The following is a 17,224-nucleotide window of genomic DNA, read 5'->3' as shown; positions in this document are numbered from 1 at the left end:
CGTCTACTCCGCGTACCGCTCCTTCGAGTATCCTTTGACCCGTCTGAAAATGATGGCTGCCACAGCCAAAACAATCAATAAGATTGAAATCACCTGAGCGATGCGAAGTGCATCAGTCAGCATTAAGCTGTCCGTCCGCATTCCTTCAATAAAGTATCTTCCGATTGAATACCAGATGATATAAATCAAGAACATCTCGCCTCTCCGCAAGTTGGCTTTGCGCAGGAACAGCAAAACAATGACGCCGACAAAGCTCCATAGTGATTCATATAAAAAAGTAGGGTGATAATATTGTCCGTTGATGTACATTTGATTGATGATAAAGTCAGGCAGATGCAGGCTTTCCAAAAAGGCTCTGCTGACTGCCTCGCCGTGTGCTTCCTGATTCATGAAGTTTCCCCAGCGGCCGATCGCCTGTCCGAGTAAAATGCTTGGCGCGGCAATATCCGCAAGCTTCCAGAACGAAAGGTTTTTTACTCTTGAAAACACATAACCTGTTAAAATGGCCCCGATTAACCCGCCGTGAATGGCAATGCCGCCCTTCCAAATCTTAATGATTTCTCCCGGATGCGCCGCATAATAATCCCATTCAAATGCAACGTAATAAATTCGGGCGCAAATAATCGCAATCGGAATGGCAAACAGGACAAGATCGATAAACGTATCTTTCTGCAGCCCCAGTCTCTCACTTTCCCTCATCGCAATCCAAAGTCCAAGCAAAGCACCGAGACCGATAATGATTCCGTACCAATGGACGGCTAACGGTCCCAGCTGAAAAGCTATCGGATTGAGTGGTTCTATCGCTTCATTCATTTAACGCCAACTCCTATTCGTCTTGTTCACCGTCTTCAATGACGTCCGCCAGCTTAGTGGTAAATTGCTCGGCGGCATTCAGACCCATCCGTTTCAATCTGAAGTTCATTGCTGCCACTTCAATAATGACTGCGAGATTTCGGCCCGGACGGACGGGAATCGTCAGTTTTGTCACTTCCGTATCAATGATTTTCATGGTTTCTTCCTCAAGTCCGAGACGGTCGTATTGCTTGCCCTGCTCCCAGAGTTCAAGATTCATGACAATCGTGATTCGTTTATTGCTTCTGACAGCGCCGGCACCAAACAGCGTCATCACGTTGATAATGCCGAGCCCCCTGATTTCCAGAAGATGCTCAATTAATTCCGGAGCGTTTCCGACAAGTGTATCCTGATCCTCCTGCCGAATTTCAACGCAATCATCGGCAACGAGGCGATGTCCCCTTTTCACAAGCTCCAGCGCGGTTTCACTTTTCCCGACACCGCTTTTTCCTGTGATCAGCACGCCGACACCGTATATATCAACAAGAACGCCATGAATCGCCGTGGTAGGCGCCAGCCGGCTCTCTAGAAAGTTGGTTAAACGGCTTGACAGCCTAGTCGTTTTCAGAGGCGATCTGAGGACAGGCACACCGTTTTTCTCGGAAGCGTCAATCAGCTCCTGCGGGATAGGCATATCTCTAGAAAGAATAATAGCTGGTGTTACATCCGTGCACAGAGATTCCATTCGCTGCTTTTTATCCTCTTCCGGCAGCTGCTCAAAGAAAGAAAGCTCTGTTTTTCCGAGAAGCTGCACGCGTTCTCTCGGGTAATATGTAAAATATCCGGCAATTTCAATGCCTGGTCTTGATAAGTCACTCATGGTAATCGGGCGGTTAACCCCTTCTTCTCCGCTGATTAGTTCCAAATTGAACTGTTCCATTACGTCTTTTGTGCGAACTTTTGCCACGATCTGTTCCTCCTGTTCCGGGCTGCCCCGAGCTTGCTCACAATACTTTCATTTTATCACTTTCGGGCTTGAACCCAAAACAGATTTTATAAAAGACAGGAAAACACCTCAGCTGGTCTAGATCACTAGTCTGAAAAGGAGTAAAATAAGTGTATTCATATTCCAGAAAGGCGGATGACCTATGGCAGAAAGTCTTCTTATCAGAGACGTCGCGATCGTGACAGAAAATGAAGGAATCAAAAAAGGCTATGTCGGAATCAATGACGGAAAGATCAGCACAGTCACAACAGAACGGCCTAAAGAGTCTTTTTCAAAAGAGATTCAAGCACCGGCAGATTCCGTTTTGCTTCCCGGCATGATTGACATTCATATTCACGGCGGCTATGGCGCAGATACGATGGATGCAAACTTATCCGCCCTCGACACCATGTCGTCAAGACTGCCCGAAGAAGGAACGACGAGCTTTTTAGCAACAACGATTACTCAGGAACATGGGCACATTTCTCAAGCTTTGGTGAATGCTAGAGATTGGAAAGCAGCTGAGGAATCCTCTTTATTAGGTGCGGAACTGCTCGGCATTCATTTAGAGGGACCCTTTGTTTCACCTAAAAGAGCCGGAGCGCAGCCAAAGGAATGGATCAGGCCTACGGATTTTGCCCTTTTCAAAAAGTGGCAGCAGGAGGCGGGCGGACTGATCAAAATTGTCACACTTGCGCCTGAAGAGGATCGGCATTTTGAACTGATCCGCTATTTGAAAGACGAATCGATTATCGCTTCAATGGGGCACACAGATGCCGACTCCGCATTACTGTCGGAGGCTGCGAAAGCAGGCGCGAGCCATATGACTCATCTTTACAACGCGATGAGTCCGTTTCATCACCGAGAGCCCGGAGTGATCGGAACGGCGCTTGCCCATGATGGATTTGTGACAGAGCTTATTGCCGACGGCATCCACTCCCATCCTTTAGCGGCAAAGCTGGCTTTTTTGGCAAAAGGCAGCAGCAAGCTCATTTTAATTACTGATTCAATGAGGGCGAAAGGCCTGAAAGACGGTGTATACGAGTTCGGCGGCCAAAGTGTGACGGTAAGAGGAAAAACAGCTCTTCTTTCAGATGGAACACTTGCCGGTTCAATCCTCAAAATGAACGAAGGCGCACGGCATATGCGTGAGTTTACAAATTGTTCTTGGACGGATATAGCTAATATAACTTCTGCAAACGCGGCCAAACAGCTGGGCATCTTTGACCGTAAAGGCAGTGTGACAGAGGGAAAAGATGCGGATCTTGTGGTTGTCAGCAGCGATTGCGAGGTCATTCTCACCATCTGCCGCGGAAACATTGCATTTATATCCAAGGAGGCTGACCAGATATGAAACTAATGGAATGTCAAACATATGAAGAGCTAAGCCAAAAAGCAGCCAAAATAACGGCAGACACGATCACGGAAAAACCTGGCGCCGTTCTCGGTTTAGCGACAGGCGGCACACCCGAAGGCACGTATCGCGAGCTGATCCGCCTGCACCAAACTGAGAACCTCTCATTTCAAAACGTCACTACGGTTAATTTGGATGAATACGCCGGACTTTCAAGTGATGACCCGAACAGCTATCACTTCTATATGAATCATCGTTTTTTTCAGCATATTGACAGTCAGCCAAGCCGGCATTTTATTCCCGATGGAAATGCAGACGATCTGGAAGCCGAATGCGGGCGGTACGAACAATTAATTGAATCTCTCGGCGGCACTGACATTCAGCTTCTCGGCATCGGCCGGAACGGACATATCGGCTTTAACGAACCGGGAACGCCTTTCAAGTCGCGAACACACATTGTGACATTAAATGAACAAACCCGTCAGGCGAATGCCAGATATTTTTCTTCAATAGACAGTGTCCCGAAAAAAGCGCTCACAATGGGCATACAGACGATTCTCTCAAGCAAACGCATTCTGCTGCTTATTTCCGGCGAAAGCAAGGCAGCAGCTGTGAAAAAGCTGTTAGAAGGAGACATAAGCGAAGATTTCCCCGCGTCTGCTTTGCACCTGCATTCCGATGTTACGGTTTTAATAGATCGTGAAGCAGCGGCATTAAGGCCTTGAAAGGAACATGCTGACTTATGAATATCGATAAACAATCGCCCATTCCGATTTATTATCAAATTATGGAGCAATTAAAAGCCCAAATGAAGAGCGGAGAGCTACAGCCGGATATGCCTCTTCCCTCCGAGCGTGAATATGCCGAACAATTCGGAATCAGCCGGATGACGGTTCGACAGGCGCTTTCTAATTTAGTCAATGAAGGCTTTCTCTATCGCCTCAAAGGCCGGGGCACCTTTGTCAGCAAGCCAAAAATGGAACAAGCACTACAAGGGCTGACAAGCTTTACCGAGGATATGAAAAGCCGCGGGATGACACCCGGCAGCAGGCTCCTTCATTATCAGCTTATTGATTCAACGGAGGAGCTCGCCGCTATATTAGGCTGCCCGCATCCCTCCCTTATCCATAAAATCACTCGGGTGCGGCTGGCAAATGATATTCCGATGGCGATTGAATCCTCGCATATTCCGTTTGAGCTTGCGGGTGAGTTAAACGAATCGGATTTTCAGTCGTCAATTTACGAGCATATTGAAAAGTACAACCGCATACCGATTTCCCGCGCAAAACAGGAGCTTGAACCAAGCGCTGCAACATCGGATGAAGCAAGCATTCTCGGCATTCAAAAGGGGGCGCCTGTCCTCTTAATCAAACGAACAACGTATTTACAGAACGGAACTGCTTTTGAACATGCAAAATCTGTATACAGGGGCGACCGTTATACATTTGTCCATTACATGGATCGGCTTTCATAAAAAAATCTCCAACCCTTTTTAAGGATTGGAGACATGGCGTAAATCAAACTGGTCTGGCGCGGGACGATAGGTCTCTTTCTTCGTCTTGAACTTCCAGATCGGTGATTTCGTTTTGCCGTTAAAACTGTCTTCCACAATGGTGTACCAATAATAAACAGAGTGCGGCTCAAGATGATCCCAGCGGAACTCAGCAGTATCCCCGCTCTTCACTTGCTCCCGTTTTCCAAGCTCTTCATTGGTATATACATTACATTCAAAATAATCGGTTTCCACCTTTTTGATCCTCGGCTTCAAATCAAGCGAAAGAGAAAACTCATCCTTGTTTCCGTAGGTATCCGTATCATAGTAGTTCTTATCATGTAAATACGGAGAGTACGTCGACACATGCACCATATCATTCGCCTGGTCAAATTGCAGCAAACGTAAATATCCTTGTCCGCCTTCCGGTCCGCCCTGATAATCGGCCAGCATTTGATGCACGAGGCGATCCGTCTTTCCATCACCATCATCATCAAGCTCATCAGTTTTTCTCATCGCACTATGATAATGCCCGCTCAACACCATCACGACATTCGGATTCGGCTTAACCACTTTTTTGAATATTTTCTCTCCGATCGGGCTTCTGTTTCCGCTGACCAGCAAATACTCATGAAAAGCTAAAACAGCCATCCGGTCAGGGTGCTTCTTCAGTACCTGATTCATCCACGCGATGTCTTCATCGGTAATGCCCCACCCCATGTACAGCATGATATAATCATTGCCGTTGCTCGAAATCAAGTCATAATGTCCGCGGTTATTTTTATAGGAACCGCCATAATGCAATTTCTTATCAAAACGGTGGCTGCCAAAGTATTTGCCAAACGCCCTGTAGGAGCCGTCCTTATGCCCGACATCGTGGTTGCCAGCGAGCACGCCGTATGGAATTCCGTTCTTATCCAGAACAGACATTGACCGATCAGCGTTTTTCCACTGTCTGATATCGGCAGAATCATCTACAATATCACCCGTGTGAAACACATATTTGACATTGAGCCGCTTTTGATTATTTTTGATCCATGCGGTCTGTTTATCAAAAATATGCGGATAGCTTTCGGCGTAATACTGTGTATCAGACATCCAGACAAATGTATACATATCCTTCGCTGGAGGAATTTCATCCTGGACAATCACATTCATCTTCGACTGCCGTACAAAATCTGAGACGATCACAGACGCCTTCAGCGTAAACGGTTTGTCATCCTTGGCAACGCAGCTGTCAACCGTCTGCCACTCGTTTGTCCGATAATTCCAAGCATACATCGTCACCTTTCTCCCCGATAAAGAACTCCCCTGCCAGACCGCTTCCGCCAAGTCATTCTCATCAACTGACGGATCAATCGTCACTTCAAAGCGATGATAAGGGAAAAGCTCCTTCTTTTCTGTCGATACTGTTTTTCCGTCAGCGGCTGATACCCGCTCCAATTCTTGATTCGTAAACGGAGTCTCACTTTCCGGCACAAAGCTTTTCGGCGGTTCAGTCAGTGACGCGTGCTTGAATATTTTCACATTGTTTCGCGCTGTATATTGAAATCCTCTATAAAAAGCGACATTCATGGCGTCATTCGTCGGGTCCTTCACCCGTACAGAAAGCTTTGCCCTATGTGTATCGGCTTCGCTGTCTATGACCTCCGGCTGATCCGGATGCTCCCGTTCTGTTTTAAACGTCCGCTCTATGACCGTTTTATTGCCCGCGAGGTCCGTTGCTGTCACTTTTAGAGAATGTTTTCCCGGCGATAGTTCAGAAGATGACGTATGGTATGGGAGTGTAATGCTTTCACCATCTAAAGACGCCTCCGCTTCCTCAATTTTGCTCCATTTATCATACATATCCGCCTGCAAGATAAGATTTCCTTTATACGTTTGTCCCTCGGTGACATTCGGCTCAATGTGAGGCCCTGAATTATCCACCCGTACAACCAAGCTTAAATTTTCCTTGCCGTCGCTTGCTTGAATATGGTGAGCACCTTCAGAAAGTTTTGATGTATCCCACTCCAGCAGCTGTGACGTAAACAGGCCGTCAGGCAGATTGAATTGAAATTGCCAGCTTTTTTTCGAGCGCTGATTATCCCCAATAAAGAGTTCCTTCTCAGGAGAAACCCTCGGATCCCTGATAACCGTCCCATCCGATAACACCAATCGGGCGTTTTTGACTAAGAAATCATCACGGTTTTCAGCCGTATCAAATGGAGACACCTTCGAACCTGAACGTATGGTAATACGCTGCAGCTGCTTTCCTTTCCGAAGCAGCGTTTCTGGCAATGGAACAGAATAGGTGCGGTATTTATTTGTCGTATCATCAAACACCTTTAGCACTTTGCCTTCCATTGTGACTGCGTTTTTAAAGTAGAGATTTGTTTTTCTCGTATCGAACGCAAAATACACTTCTTTTTCCATAGCAGGCTCTGGCACTTGTTTTTTTCCGTCAATCCATAGCTTAATGCTGCCAGTGTGCCCGTCTGTTGTCGCTTTGAGGAACTGGGTTCCCGACAGCGTGTCTCTGTTTTCAATGTTCATACGCAAACCGTGCGATTTGCTTGTTTGTTTAATATCAATCATTTTGACCGGCGTTTTCGCTTCATTGCTCCCGTCCCCAGCCGCCACGTAATACTCAAGCTGATCCTTCCCGATCAGTTCAGGCGAATACACAATATAATGGTAGAGATTGTCGTTGCGGTCTTTTTCAGCGAGAATGCGCTTAAACGGTTTATTTTCATCTGTCCGATAGTAAAAGGCCGCGGTTTTCACAAGATTGCGGTCCCGAATGTCAGCCCGCAGCTCAATGCTTTCAGCAGGACGGACAGGCTTACGGTCAGTCAAATCCTCAATAACCGGCTTTTCTTTATCAAGCTTGATTTTTCGTTTCTGCTCAGGCACCTGCGCCTGTAATACGGTTCCCGGAGACGGATTCTTTTCTCCGATTGAAATATTGAGAAGTTCTGCGGTTCCGTCAAGCGGATATTTGTAAAGCACAGACGAGAGCCGGCGAAGCGCATGTTTCCGATAATGCGCAACCGAGATATCTTTTCCTGTATTCGTTGATATCACAACTGCCCGCGGCCTGGTATTAGCCATGCCCTCTGTCTCTTCTATCACCGCCAGATTTTTCCCTTCCGTTAATTGTGTCTGGTAATATCGATTGAAATCTCCCGCCGTCAATTCTGGATGACCGGCAGGCTTCAGCCAAACCACAAACGTTTCGCCGGATGGAATCGTGATCTTTTCTTCAGGTCTCCAAATCAGATCCGAATCAGGCCCTTCTTTCGGATAGCGGTAACGAATGTGATAGTCTTTAAAATCAATCGTTCTGTCAGTCGTATTGTAAATCTCAATAAATTCATAACCATCTGCACGTCCCGTATTCTTCGTATCAACCGCCAGCTCTGTGATCAGAAGCTCCGGAATATGGGCAAGATCCGCTTGATAGCCTTCAAGCTTCAGTTTTTTTGTCCCCGACTCGGCCCGCTGCTTCCCATTCGAAATCACAATGTAATACTCAAGCTCGCTGTTCCAAATCAATCGTTTTGGAATTTGCGCCAAAAACTTGTGAATCGCTCCGGGTGTCGGGTCCATCGGCACCATTTTGTAGCCCAGCTCATTACTTTGTTTATAAAAAAGAAAGGCAGAAAATGCTTGATACTCATTGTCACGCACTTGAGCCTCAATCATCAGATTGCTTTTCATTTCAGCTTTCACATCAATTTGAGGAGGATTTTCAAGCAAGGGTATGTAATGAGGCGTTTGGAATGGTTCCTGTTTTGCAACAGGGAAAACTTTCGGTTCATGATGGCCGCCAGACAAAACTGAAAGAAAAGACAAAAATAAAGAAGCGATAACTGTGTATTTCCTCATCAAAGCACCTCCCTTTTCATGTATTTTGCGTCTGAACAGGGAAGCTTATGAGTTCATTTTTGTGCAAAAGAACAAAAAAGCGTCTGTCTCTTGAAAATCCCACTATTAACCAGTAAAATAGGAATAGTTAACCAGTTAACAATTAAATCAGAGAGGCAGATTGATGAACAACAGCATACATGATGAATTATTTCAAGCAATACAACAATTCGCATTTAAAAGGGATAAACGCGTCTTGCAAAAGGTGCAAATACCGTCCAGCGATATGTCCTCAGAACATCTTAGTCACCTCAAAAAAGACTGGACATTGACCCAGCTTCATATTGTTTCCTGCATACACACCAGTCAAAATGTGAATAACAGCTTTCTGGCATCCCGCTTACATATCTCAAAAGCAGCTGTTTCAAAAGCAGTTCAAGCTTTGTTGAAACACAATATCGTCACCGTGAAAAAAAAGCCCGGCAATAAAAAAGAAACTTTTTATACGTTAACTGAAAGCGGCAGAGAACTGGCGGCATTCCATGAACAGCTTCATGAAAAAGCTAAGGAGCAGTACAAGCGGCTCTTCAATGAATTTTCGATTGATGATTTAAAAACAGTGACTGCATTTTTCAACTTATGGGTAAAACATATGTAAAAAAGCCTCGCCCGCATGGGAGAGACCTTTGAATCTTATTAAACTCTGTCAAACGTAATATGAAGTGAAACGGGTCCGCGTGTATACAAACCGGACTCAGCATAACGAAAACCTTCCTCTAATCGGATATTCCGCATGTTATCCAGTACAATATTGGCTACAATCTCGATTTCGGTTTTGGCAAAAGCTGCTCCTACACAGTTATGGATGCCGGATCCGAAAGCGAGATGCCGGGCGGCGCCGCTAAAAGCGCTCTTGATACCGAGGTCTTCCCGATGAATATTAAATACGTCAGGATGTTCAAACGCTTCAGGGTCCCGGTTAGCTGCTCCGATCATACAAAAAACAATCGTATCTTTTTTGATTTCTATACCGCCGACCGCCGTATCTTGGGACAGCTGCCGCGGAATCAGCTGAACCGGCGGTTTATAACGCAACGTCTCCGCAATGGCTCTTGACACTAACGAACGGTCAGCCAAAACATCATTCATCTGCTCAGGATTGTTGAGCAAATGATAGATCATTAGCGCCAGCGTCTTATCCGCCGGTTCCGTTGCCGCTAACAGCACATTGAGAATCAGGGCCAGTATATCCTTGTCCGACATCGCCATGCCTTCATATTCAGAAGTACATAGGATAGAAATTAAATCTGATCCCGGATTGAGGCGGCGTTCTTCGATGACAGGCATCAAGTATTGGGAAAGCTGTTCGCTGCACCATAAAGAATGCGCTCGCGCTTCAGGAGTCTGAGAGATACTCGTAATAAAATCGGCAACTCCGCTGTGCCACTCGGCGATTTTTTCATGATCTCTTTTATCCAGCCCGAGCATGTCCATCGTGACACACACGGCAAACGTCTTTCCAAAATCATTGACGAGATCGATTCTCCCTTTTTCAAGATAAGGAGCTAACAAGTTTTCTGCATTTTGTTTAATCAATGGAGACAGATGATCCAATGCGTCCCCGACAAAGCTTCTCACTACAATTCTTCTTTTTGCGGAGTGTTCTTTTCCATGCATTTGGGCGAGCACAGGGCCGCGCATGACCGGTTCAGCACGCTCAACAAGTGATTTTGTCGTAAAGATATCCGGATGCTGAAGGATATAGCGGACATCGTGATAGCGGCTGATAAAATAGCTGTCTATCGACTCTTCATAATGAACAGGATCTTCCTCCCGCAGCTGTGAAAAATAAGCATATGGATTTTCTTGAAATTGATCAGAAAGCACACTAAACAATTTAATGGATTGACTCATGTTTACTCCCCCTATCATCCTTCAGATGTAATCCGTGATTCAGAAAGCATCTGCTCCATTTCCTGCACAATGAGATATCCTTGGTTCGGCCGCATACGAATAGAAAATTCATGATTACTGATCTGCTCACCCAGCTTCCACGGACGATGATAAGCAAGGAGCGTCTCTTCCACCTCTAAAATATCCGGTGCTCCAATAAAAAACGGCATCTCTGCTATGACATATTCCACAGCAAGATTCAGCATATCCTCACTGACTTCTTCCATCATCAAGCTGATGCCGCGCGCACGCCCAATCATCGCCTCACGAGACATGTCCAAACAAGCCTGCCGAAAATGAGGCTGTTCAAAAAACGCATGTTCAACTTCTTGTCTCATCAGCTGGTAGGCTTTGTTTTCCGTGAAATCAGAAAATGTATGAATCGCCTTCGGGTCCCCGCCATGAGCTGCAAGAGCCCTTTCTGCAAACCTTCTGTTTCGCGATACCTCTTTCCTTACTTTTCGTTCCGCCTTGCCTCTGGGAGTTCCGAGCGCTTCAAGAAGATTAGCCGCCTCATGCCCCGCAAGCAAAACAGAAACACTCTTAAATTCAGCGGTTGCCCAACCGATCAATCTGTAAATATAATCCTCAGAAAATCTGCTGTTAAACGGGCTGATACCCACTAAAACATGCCGGCGCCGTTCAAATATTTCTCTGCAGTTTTGTGTCAGAGACTCAGCAGTAAAATCTGCCGGCTTTTTTTCCGTCACCATTTCAGTCATCTCATTCACCCCTAAAAAACTTATCCCGCTTTAAGTCTTCACCCTCAAACATGGGATGGAACAACTGGTACAACTGAACAAGACGAATGGCAGGCAGCACTTAAAGTTTCCAAGTGAATTTTGTTCAGATTTCAACTTCTTTTTGGATTCATTACAATGTACACCTAATAAATGTTTACTAGTAAACATTAGTTATTTTATCCCTTATTTTTCCTTTCGTCAATACGATCAGTACCCAAATAATTGAAAATAAATGTTAATGTCACATTTTTCACACACTTTTTACACTTATATTTAGCATGACTAACAGCAAATAAAGTTTAAACACCAGCAATTGACAACGAAAACAAGAAAAGATAAAATTGAATCGTTCACCAGTAAACAATATTATTATTGTTTCTTTGTAAACTATAATTTCTAAGAAAGAAGGTTGCCTATGTCTAATTTGACAAAGCAGATGATATACGACATATACGTGAGACTGCTGCACCTTAATGAACAAAAAGCGAACACTTCACTTCAGCAGTTTTTTAAGGAGGCCGCAGAAAAGGATGTGATGGATGTTCCTAAAAACATGACAAGCATCCATGTCATTGACTGTATCGGCCGGCATGAACCCATTAACAACGCGGGAATCGCCAGAAAAATGAATTTATCGAAGGCGAATGTAACGAAAATCAGCACAAAACTGATTAAGGAAGAATTCATTAACAGCTATCAGCTGACAGATAACAAGAAAGAAGTGTATTTCAAGTTAACTCGTAAAGGCAGACGGATTTTCGACTTGCATGAGAAACTGCATAAAAAAAAGGAACTGGCTTTTTACCAATTCCTCGATTCATTCTCACAAGATGAGCAAAATGCTGTATTGAAATTTTTAGAGAACCTGACGTCTTCACTTGAAGCAGAACAAACCAACGAGACTCCGGATAAACCTGTAAAGTAAACAAAAAGGCGGTGTACACAATGGCTCAAACGACATCAAAGGCGGTATTGATCTTATATATTGTTTGCTTCAGCGCATTTTTTGCGTCTTTAAGCCAAAACATTTATTCACCTATTATCCCGATTATTAAAGAATCGTTCCACGTTTCCGCAGCAATGGTCAATCTGTCAGTCTCAGTCTTTATGATTGTGACAGCGATTATGCAAATTATATTAGGGACCATCATCGATTTTAAAGGCGCGCGGTTTGTATTGATTGCCGGTATTCTGGCAACGGCAGCCGCCAGCATTGGCTGTGCGGTGACCACTGACTTTACTTTGTTTCTGATATTCAGAATGATACAGGCAGCCGGGTCCGCAGCACTGCCTCTTATTGCTGCCACAACGATCGGACAGCTTTTTACAGGCAGGGAACGCGGAAGTGCCATGGGAACGTATCAAATGCTCCTTTCCGCCGCGCCGGCTATCGCACCTGTCCTCGGGGGATTGATCGGCGGAGCAGCCGGGTACGAAGGGATCTTCTGGATGCTTACGGCCATCTCTGTCATTATGCTGGCGGCAAACAGCATGATCTTTCCCAAAGATTCTCCCGCTGGTTCTAAGCAGCAAACTAAGGGCAATGTTTTTACCCATTACAAATCAATATTTACAAACCGAACAGGAAACGTCATTTTAACCTTAAGCTTTGTCCTCTTTTTCATTTATTTTGCGGTGATCGTCTACCTCCCGATATTACTGACGGAGCATTATCATATTGATGTGAGCATTGCAGGGCTGTTGTATTTGCCACTGGCGCTAAGTACAATCGCAGGTACGTTTCTATTTAAAAGAATACAGGCAAAAGTCACGCTGAACACCTTGTTTATCGGCAGCAATGTGACAGCGGCCTGCAGTATCATTTTGTTCGCCGTTACACATTCCGTTTCTCTCATTCTCATGGCACTCACACTGGCATTGTTTGGCATCTCAATGGGGGTCATCCCTCCCTTGTACTCCACAATGATCACCAATGAATTTGAACACAACAGAGGGAGCGCCATCGGAATGTTTAACTTTATCAGATACACAGGCATGGCGGCAGGTCCGATGATATCTGCCTATCTGCTCACAATGATGCCGTCTGCCATGTCGTTTGGCCTCTTAGGCCTTATATTTGCCGCATTGAGCTTTTGCCTTCTGCCGCAACTGTATCCGCCGCAAAAGCGCATGAAGCAAAAAAAGCACCACATGTAAAAAGCTGCCCTTTGATGGCAGCTTTTTTTATTTCTTTTGCAGAGGTTCTAAAATGCCTTTTTGAATCAGCAAATGGAACACCGATAGGATAACGGATGCCCATATCGCTGTGCCGAAGCCGCCAATTTGAAAACTGTCACCCATAATGGACGCGGTCATCATAAGCGTGATGGCGTTAATCACAAACAAGAAGAGACCAAACGTCACCATGGTGACTGGCAGTGTGAAGATAATCAACAGCGGTTTAATCAGCACGTTTAAGATCGATAATATGAGGCTGGCGATAACCGCTGCTCCGATGCTGCTGACATGGATGGAGTCAATGTATCCATCAATGACGATTAATAACAATGCATTGACTAAAATGCTGACTGCCCATTTTACCATGTCATTTCATTTCCCTTTCTGACGGGACGACAAAAATCCAAATGATATATATCAGCAAAACAGGGAAAACACTGGTCATAACAGCTAAAATGACAGTTATGACTCTGAGGAGTGATGCGTCCCAATTGAAATATTCCGCGAGACCGCCGATGACACCGGCCATTTTTTTGTTTTTCTCTGAACGATAAAGCCTATTCATTCGATCACCTCTGTGAGTACTTTAGTTTGATGGCGCCTGTTAATGATTCTGAGAAGACGGTGATGTTTTGATCATGTGCCTGATTTGAAGTGAACATCATTTCTTTTTGAATGGTATCATTTTTTTCTTTCAGCATCTCAACATCCATTAATTCATGAGACAGCGAACCAAGATTGCTTTTCAGCTCTGCCTTCACGGCAAGATCGTCTGGAATCGCAAGCTCCACATTTCCAGTCGTCGTTTTTGCATAAATGGAGCGGCAATCCGATTCTGTTACGTTCATCGCAATATTTCCGTTAAAGCTTTGAACGTCAATCGATTCGCTTCTCCCGCGGAGATCGATCAATCCGTTAATGGTTTCCGCTTCTATCGTGCCGCAGTTGTGGCTTGCAAGCTTAATTTGCCCGTTGGCCGTTTCCGCTGTGGCTTTTTCAGCTGTTAAATGCGAGAACGACAGCACGCCGTTTGTCGTTTTCGCCGAGAACTCTTTTACATGTAAATGTTCCCCTCTGACAGGACCATTAAACAGCTTCACCCGAATCTTATCATACTCCTTCTGAGGAATATATAAAGTCACATTGGTTTTCATCGTTTTCTTCTCAGTACGGATAAAAAATTTATTTCCTTTGATTTCACATTCAATATGCTGAAGAAATGCATGTCTCGCCGCATCCTGGCTGTCAGCGCGATATACCTTCGCTTGACATTCCGCTCTGATATCCTCATCATCCCAAGGAACGATATTCACACTGCCGTTGGCGATTTGCAGGTCAACACTGGAAAGGGCAGTATCTTTAAATTGAAAAATGTGCTGAACATCATACCCATGGCCAAAGTTCAAATCAAGGTCAACTTCCTTGACCTTTTTCACCGCAGAATCAATCCAGTCAAACAGCTTGGCTCCTAAAGACGGCTTGCCGCTTTCTTTTTTTGCTGCTGTAAACGGCTCTTCCCCATCATGTACATAAACTGAGAGCGCTGTGATTTTTTCTTCTTTTTCCTTGTAGTCGCTGTCAAGCTTTTCAATCAGTGTCAAAGCCTCTTGTGCTGTCAGTTTCCCTTCTTCCACAAGCTTAAGGATTCGTTCCTTTTCTTGCTTCATTACGATCTCCTCCCCATTGTCTACTTATGCTGCGCGCAGCACCTTAATACCCTGAATCACATTCCAAATCATAATGCCAATGACAACTAAGAAGTAAATAACCGCTCCCCCAATGATCACAAATACAGGCAGCAGGCTGTCTCCATCAATTGCAATGGCTCCGCCCAGAAAAGCGATAAAAAGGACCAGCCAGCCGGCAAAAGGAACGATGTGAGAAATAAGAGAACGTATCGCATGACGTTTTGTTTCTCTCTCATCTACAACAAAATAAGCGACAATCGGCACAATGATCGGCGCGATGAACACACTGAAATAACAAAGTGATGCAATAATAGCTTGATTACGGTTCAATTCATTCCACACTCCTATAGTGAATTACCCATGACAAAAGGTCAGGGACGTTTTACTTATTCATACGTTTAAAACCTCTTCAGGTTTCACATTCATTCTTTAGACATGCTCCGATTTACGGAAATTGGATTTTAAAAAGTTTTAGAAGTAGAATCTTAGAGCTGTACCGATTACAATATGTAAAAAGCTTACGGCAATCAAGGAGGCTGGACAAGCAATGGATAAAGATCCCAGTGACTATACAGTAACACAAGAATCGGTGTTAAAGCTGATTCATGAACAAAAACGAATGAATCGTGAAATGATCGCTGAGCTTGAACAGATTCACGGACCTCTTCCGATCTCTCACGATATTCAATATATAAAAGTGCTGCTCGACAGCAGCAATACGCATATTGTTCAAGATTTAATGAGTGTAAGCAGGCAGTTGTATAAGAAGACGTTGTAATGGCAGAAAAAGCTGCAAATGATTATAACTGAAACAAAGAAAGGTTAGATGGCAATATCTTGCCTTTTTTATTTTGAAGAAACAAGTGATTTCCCTGATCGTCACACAATGATTATAACAAAAAAAGCCTGCCGGCATATCCAAAGAATGGACACTGCCGGCAAGCTGTGACTACCCAGAAAGAACGATAGCCGTTCAGAAATTAACGTAATAATTGAAGTACGTTTTGCGGCTGTTGGTTCGCTTGAGCAAGCATCGCTTGAGAAGCTTGAGAAAGAATGTTGCTCTTTGTGAACTCGCTCATCTCTTCCGCCATGTCAACGTCACGGATACGAGACTCAGCAGCTGTCAGGTTTTCACCAGAAGCGCCTAAGTTGTTGATTGTGTGCTCTAGACGGTTTTGTACCGCACCTAATTCAGAACGTTGTTTTGAAACTGTGTTGATTGCTCCATCAACGATAGCCAATTGGTCATTAAAACCGCCATCTTCACTAGCCTTAATAGTTTCAAAATTTTTCACATTGATATCTTGTACAGATTTTCCAGAAACAAGAGCACCGCTTGTTTCATCAACTTTTCCGATTGCTTTAGCACTCATATCTTCAATGTGTACAGATAGCTGCTGACCGCCATTTGCACCAATTTGGAATGTGAGCTCTTTTCCATCAGTAGAATTGAAATCTCCATTAAGAAGTTTCTTACCGTTAAACTCGGTACGGTCAGAGATACCGTTAGCGTTAGTTCCGCCACCAATTTCCTCAACTAAGGAATCTACCTCGTCTTGAATAGCGCCAAGATCTGTAGTATCTTGAGTACCTGTGTTTCCTGCTTGAACAACTAGTTCACGGACACGCTGAAGGATTGAGTGAGTTTCAGTCAATGCACCCTCTGCTGTTTGGATAAGAGAGATTCCATCTTGAGAGTTTTTAGAAGCCATTTCTAAACCTCTGATTTGTCCTCTCATTTTTTCAGAGATCGCAAGACCTGCTGCGTCGTCTCCCGCACGGTTGATACGAAGACCTGAAGAAAGCTTCTCCATGTTTTTTGAGCTTGCATTGTTGTTTGAAGACAAACGGTTCAGTGTGTTAAGCGCTGCGATATTGTGGTTAATTCTCATGTGTAAAATACCTCCATGTGTATATGTTTTTGAAATCAAAGACTTCCTTTTCTTCGATTTCTGGCGCGTGATTCCAGTAAAGCGTCTGGCTGTTATGTAGACCCTCCATAAAGGATACCTTCAAATCCCTTCATATAAAGGACTTTTTTGCTTAATATGGAATACATTGTACGCCCTTCAATCCATAAATCGTCAGTATTATGTAAATGTTTAGGCGTTTTCCCAAAGAAATTTTACCCATTTGAAAAAATGCTTCTAAATGATCGCAAAACTTTTTTCTTTTCTCGTTAAACTA

Annotated in this window: 17 protein-coding genes; 7 read left to right on the top strand and 10 right to left on the bottom strand. The window is 44.4% G+C overall.

Going from position 1 to position 17,224, the window contains the following annotated elements; translation table 11 throughout:
- Positions 1-3: 3 nt before the first annotated feature.
- Entirely contained in the window at positions 4-813 is an 810-nt protein-coding gene (gene lgt / locus ACY3LV_RS12960; protein ID WP_464863916.1) for a prolipoprotein diacylglyceryl transferase, read from the bottom strand.
- 13 nt (positions 814-826) lie between these two features.
- Positions 827-1,759, bottom strand: a complete 933-nt coding sequence (hprK, locus tag ACY3LV_RS12955; protein WP_010328731.1) for an HPr(Ser) kinase/phosphatase — start codon at positions 1,757-1,759, stop codon at positions 827-829.
- A 181-nt stretch (positions 1,760-1,940) separates the two neighbouring features.
- On the opposite strand from hprK, the gene nagA reads away from it, so the two are divergent.
- From nagA to ACY3LV_RS12940, 3 genes are read left to right on the top strand one after another with little or no spacing between them, the layout of a single operon-like run.
- A complete protein-coding gene (nagA, locus tag ACY3LV_RS12950) occupies positions 1,941-3,131 on the top strand; it encodes an N-acetylglucosamine-6-phosphate deacetylase (RefSeq protein WP_464863915.1) in 1,191 nt (396 codons plus the stop codon).
- Positions 3,128-3,856, top strand: coding sequence for a glucosamine-6-phosphate deaminase (gene nagB / locus ACY3LV_RS12945; RefSeq protein ID WP_333560966.1), 729 nt, complete (start codon positions 3,128-3,130; stop codon positions 3,854-3,856). The genes nagA and nagB overlap by 4 nt, the downstream gene beginning before the upstream one ends.
- A 17-nt stretch (positions 3,857-3,873) precedes the next feature.
- A complete protein-coding gene (locus tag ACY3LV_RS12940; protein ID WP_333560967.1) occupies positions 3,874-4,605 on the top strand; it encodes a GntR family transcriptional regulator in 732 nt (243 codons plus the stop codon).
- Between the two features lie 18 nt (positions 4,606-4,623).
- Here the strand turns inward: ACY3LV_RS12940 and ACY3LV_RS12935 are convergent, their stop codons facing one another.
- Positions 4,624-8,493, bottom strand: a complete 3,870-nt coding sequence (locus ACY3LV_RS12935; protein ID WP_464863914.1) for a lamin tail domain-containing metallophosphoesterase family protein — start codon at positions 8,491-8,493, stop codon at positions 4,624-4,626.
- Positions 8,494-8,656: 163 nt separating this feature from the next.
- On the opposite strand from ACY3LV_RS12935, the gene ACY3LV_RS12930 reads away from it, so the two are divergent.
- Entirely contained in the window at positions 8,657-9,130 is a 474-nt protein-coding gene (locus ACY3LV_RS12930; protein ID WP_148962662.1) for a MarR family transcriptional regulator, read from the top strand.
- A 38-nt stretch (positions 9,131-9,168) separates the two neighbouring features.
- Here the strand turns inward: ACY3LV_RS12930 and cypX are convergent, their stop codons facing one another.
- Both cypX and pchC read right to left on the bottom strand, forming a co-directional pair.
- Positions 9,169-10,386, bottom strand: a complete 1,218-nt coding sequence (gene cypX, locus ACY3LV_RS12925) for a pulcherriminic acid synthase (protein ID WP_333560969.1) — start codon at positions 10,384-10,386, stop codon at positions 9,169-9,171.
- A gap of 14 nt (positions 10,387-10,400) precedes the next feature.
- Entirely contained in the window at positions 10,401-11,147 is a 747-nt protein-coding gene (gene pchC / locus ACY3LV_RS12920; RefSeq protein ID WP_148962660.1) for a cyclo(L-leucyl-L-leucyl) synthase, read from the bottom strand.
- A gap of 436 nt (positions 11,148-11,583) precedes the next feature.
- On the opposite strand from pchC, the gene ACY3LV_RS12915 reads away from it, so the two are divergent.
- On the top strand, positions 11,584-12,093 hold the full coding sequence (locus tag ACY3LV_RS12915; protein WP_148962659.1) for a MarR family transcriptional regulator: 510 nt from the start codon (positions 11,584-11,586) through the stop codon (positions 12,091-12,093).
- Positions 12,094-12,113: 20 nt separating this feature from the next.
- Positions 12,114-13,325, top strand: a complete 1,212-nt coding sequence (locus ACY3LV_RS12910; RefSeq protein ID WP_148962658.1) for an MFS transporter — start codon at positions 12,114-12,116, stop codon at positions 13,323-13,325.
- Between the two features lie 27 nt (positions 13,326-13,352).
- Here ACY3LV_RS12910 and ACY3LV_RS12905 read toward each other — a convergent pair whose 3' ends face one another.
- Genes ACY3LV_RS12905 through ACY3LV_RS12890 form a run of 4 tightly spaced genes read right to left on the bottom strand, consistent with a single transcriptional unit; the run spans position 13,353 to position 15,364 of the window.
- Positions 13,353-13,712 carry a phage holin family protein gene (locus ACY3LV_RS12905; RefSeq protein WP_148962657.1) on the bottom strand — a complete coding sequence of 120 codons (360 nt, stop codon included), beginning with the start codon at positions 13,710-13,712 and terminating at the stop codon, positions 13,353-13,355.
- A gap of 1 nt (position 13,713) precedes the next feature.
- Positions 13,714-13,911 carry a PspC domain-containing protein gene (locus tag ACY3LV_RS12900; RefSeq protein ID WP_148962656.1) on the bottom strand — a complete coding sequence of 66 codons (198 nt, stop codon included), beginning with the start codon at positions 13,909-13,911 and terminating at the stop codon, positions 13,714-13,716.
- Between the two features lie 4 nt (positions 13,912-13,915).
- A complete protein-coding gene (locus ACY3LV_RS12895) occupies positions 13,916-15,013 on the bottom strand; it encodes a DUF4097 family beta strand repeat-containing protein (RefSeq protein ID WP_148962655.1) in 1,098 nt (365 codons plus the stop codon).
- A 24-nt stretch (positions 15,014-15,037) separates the two neighbouring features.
- Positions 15,038-15,364, bottom strand: a complete 327-nt coding sequence (locus ACY3LV_RS12890) for a hypothetical protein (RefSeq protein WP_148962654.1) — start codon at positions 15,362-15,364, stop codon at positions 15,038-15,040.
- 217 nt (positions 15,365-15,581) lie between these two features.
- Here ACY3LV_RS12890 and ACY3LV_RS12885 point away from each other — a divergent pair, with 217 nt between their 5' ends.
- The gene (locus tag ACY3LV_RS12885; RefSeq protein WP_333518066.1) at positions 15,582-15,812 is read left to right on the top strand and encodes a hypothetical protein; all 231 of its coding nucleotides are present in this window, start codon (positions 15,582-15,584) and stop codon (positions 15,810-15,812) included.
- Positions 15,813-16,014: 202 nt separating this feature from the next.
- Here the strand turns inward: ACY3LV_RS12885 and hag are convergent, their stop codons facing one another.
- Positions 16,015-16,929 (bottom strand): flagellin Hag, encoded by a 915-nt coding sequence (gene hag, locus ACY3LV_RS12880; RefSeq protein ID WP_464863913.1) that lies wholly within the window; start codon positions 16,927-16,929, stop codon positions 16,015-16,017.
- Positions 16,930-17,224 lie beyond the last annotated feature (295 nt).

The sequence above is a fragment of the Bacillus sp. 11C genome (assembly GCF_055486375.1).
The sequence above is the reverse complement of the archived record's forward strand: the minus strand, read 5'-3'. Positions and strand labels throughout refer to the sequence as shown.

What these genes read in the sequence shown, in the direction of transcription:
- lgt (WP_464863916.1), bottom strand. Translation starts at nt 813, where the DNA reads ATGAATGAAGCGATAGAACCACTCAATCCGATAGCTTTTCAGCTGGGA.
- nagA (WP_464863915.1), top strand. Translation starts at nt 1,941, where the DNA reads ATGGCAGAAAGTCTTCTTATCAGAGACGTCGCGATCGTGACAGAAAAT.
- nagB (WP_333560966.1), top strand. Translation starts at nt 3,128, where the DNA reads ATGAAACTAATGGAATGTCAAACATATGAAGAGCTAAGCCAAAAAGCA.
- ACY3LV_RS12940 (WP_333560967.1), top strand. Translation starts at nt 3,874, where the DNA reads ATGAATATCGATAAACAATCGCCCATTCCGATTTATTATCAAATTATG.
- ACY3LV_RS12935 (WP_464863914.1), bottom strand. Translation starts at nt 8,493, where the DNA reads ATGAGGAAATACACAGTTATCGCTTCTTTATTTTTGTCTTTTCTTTCA.
- ACY3LV_RS12930 (WP_148962662.1), top strand. Translation starts at nt 8,657, where the DNA reads ATGAACAACAGCATACATGATGAATTATTTCAAGCAATACAACAATTC.
- cypX (WP_333560969.1), bottom strand. Translation starts at nt 10,386, where the DNA reads ATGAGTCAATCCATTAAATTGTTTAGTGTGCTTTCTGATCAATTTCAA.
- pchC (WP_148962660.1), bottom strand. Translation starts at nt 11,147, where the DNA reads ATGACTGAAATGGTGACGGAAAAAAAGCCGGCAGATTTTACTGCTGAG.
- ACY3LV_RS12915 (WP_148962659.1), top strand. Translation starts at nt 11,584, where the DNA reads ATGTCTAATTTGACAAAGCAGATGATATACGACATATACGTGAGACTG.
- ACY3LV_RS12910 (WP_148962658.1), top strand. Translation starts at nt 12,114, where the DNA reads ATGGCTCAAACGACATCAAAGGCGGTATTGATCTTATATATTGTTTGC.
- ACY3LV_RS12905 (WP_148962657.1), bottom strand. Translation starts at nt 13,712, where the DNA reads ATGGTAAAATGGGCAGTCAGCATTTTAGTCAATGCATTGTTATTAATC.
- ACY3LV_RS12900 (WP_148962656.1), bottom strand. Translation starts at nt 13,911, where the DNA reads ATGAATAGGCTTTATCGTTCAGAGAAAAACAAAAAAATGGCCGGTGTC.
- ACY3LV_RS12895 (WP_148962655.1), bottom strand. Translation starts at nt 15,013, where the DNA reads ATGAAGCAAGAAAAGGAACGAATCCTTAAGCTTGTGGAAGAAGGGAAA.
- ACY3LV_RS12885 (WP_333518066.1), top strand. Translation starts at nt 15,582, where the DNA reads ATGGATAAAGATCCCAGTGACTATACAGTAACACAAGAATCGGTGTTA.
- hag (WP_464863913.1), bottom strand. Translation starts at nt 16,929, where the DNA reads ATGAGAATTAACCACAATATCGCAGCGCTTAACACACTGAACCGTTTG.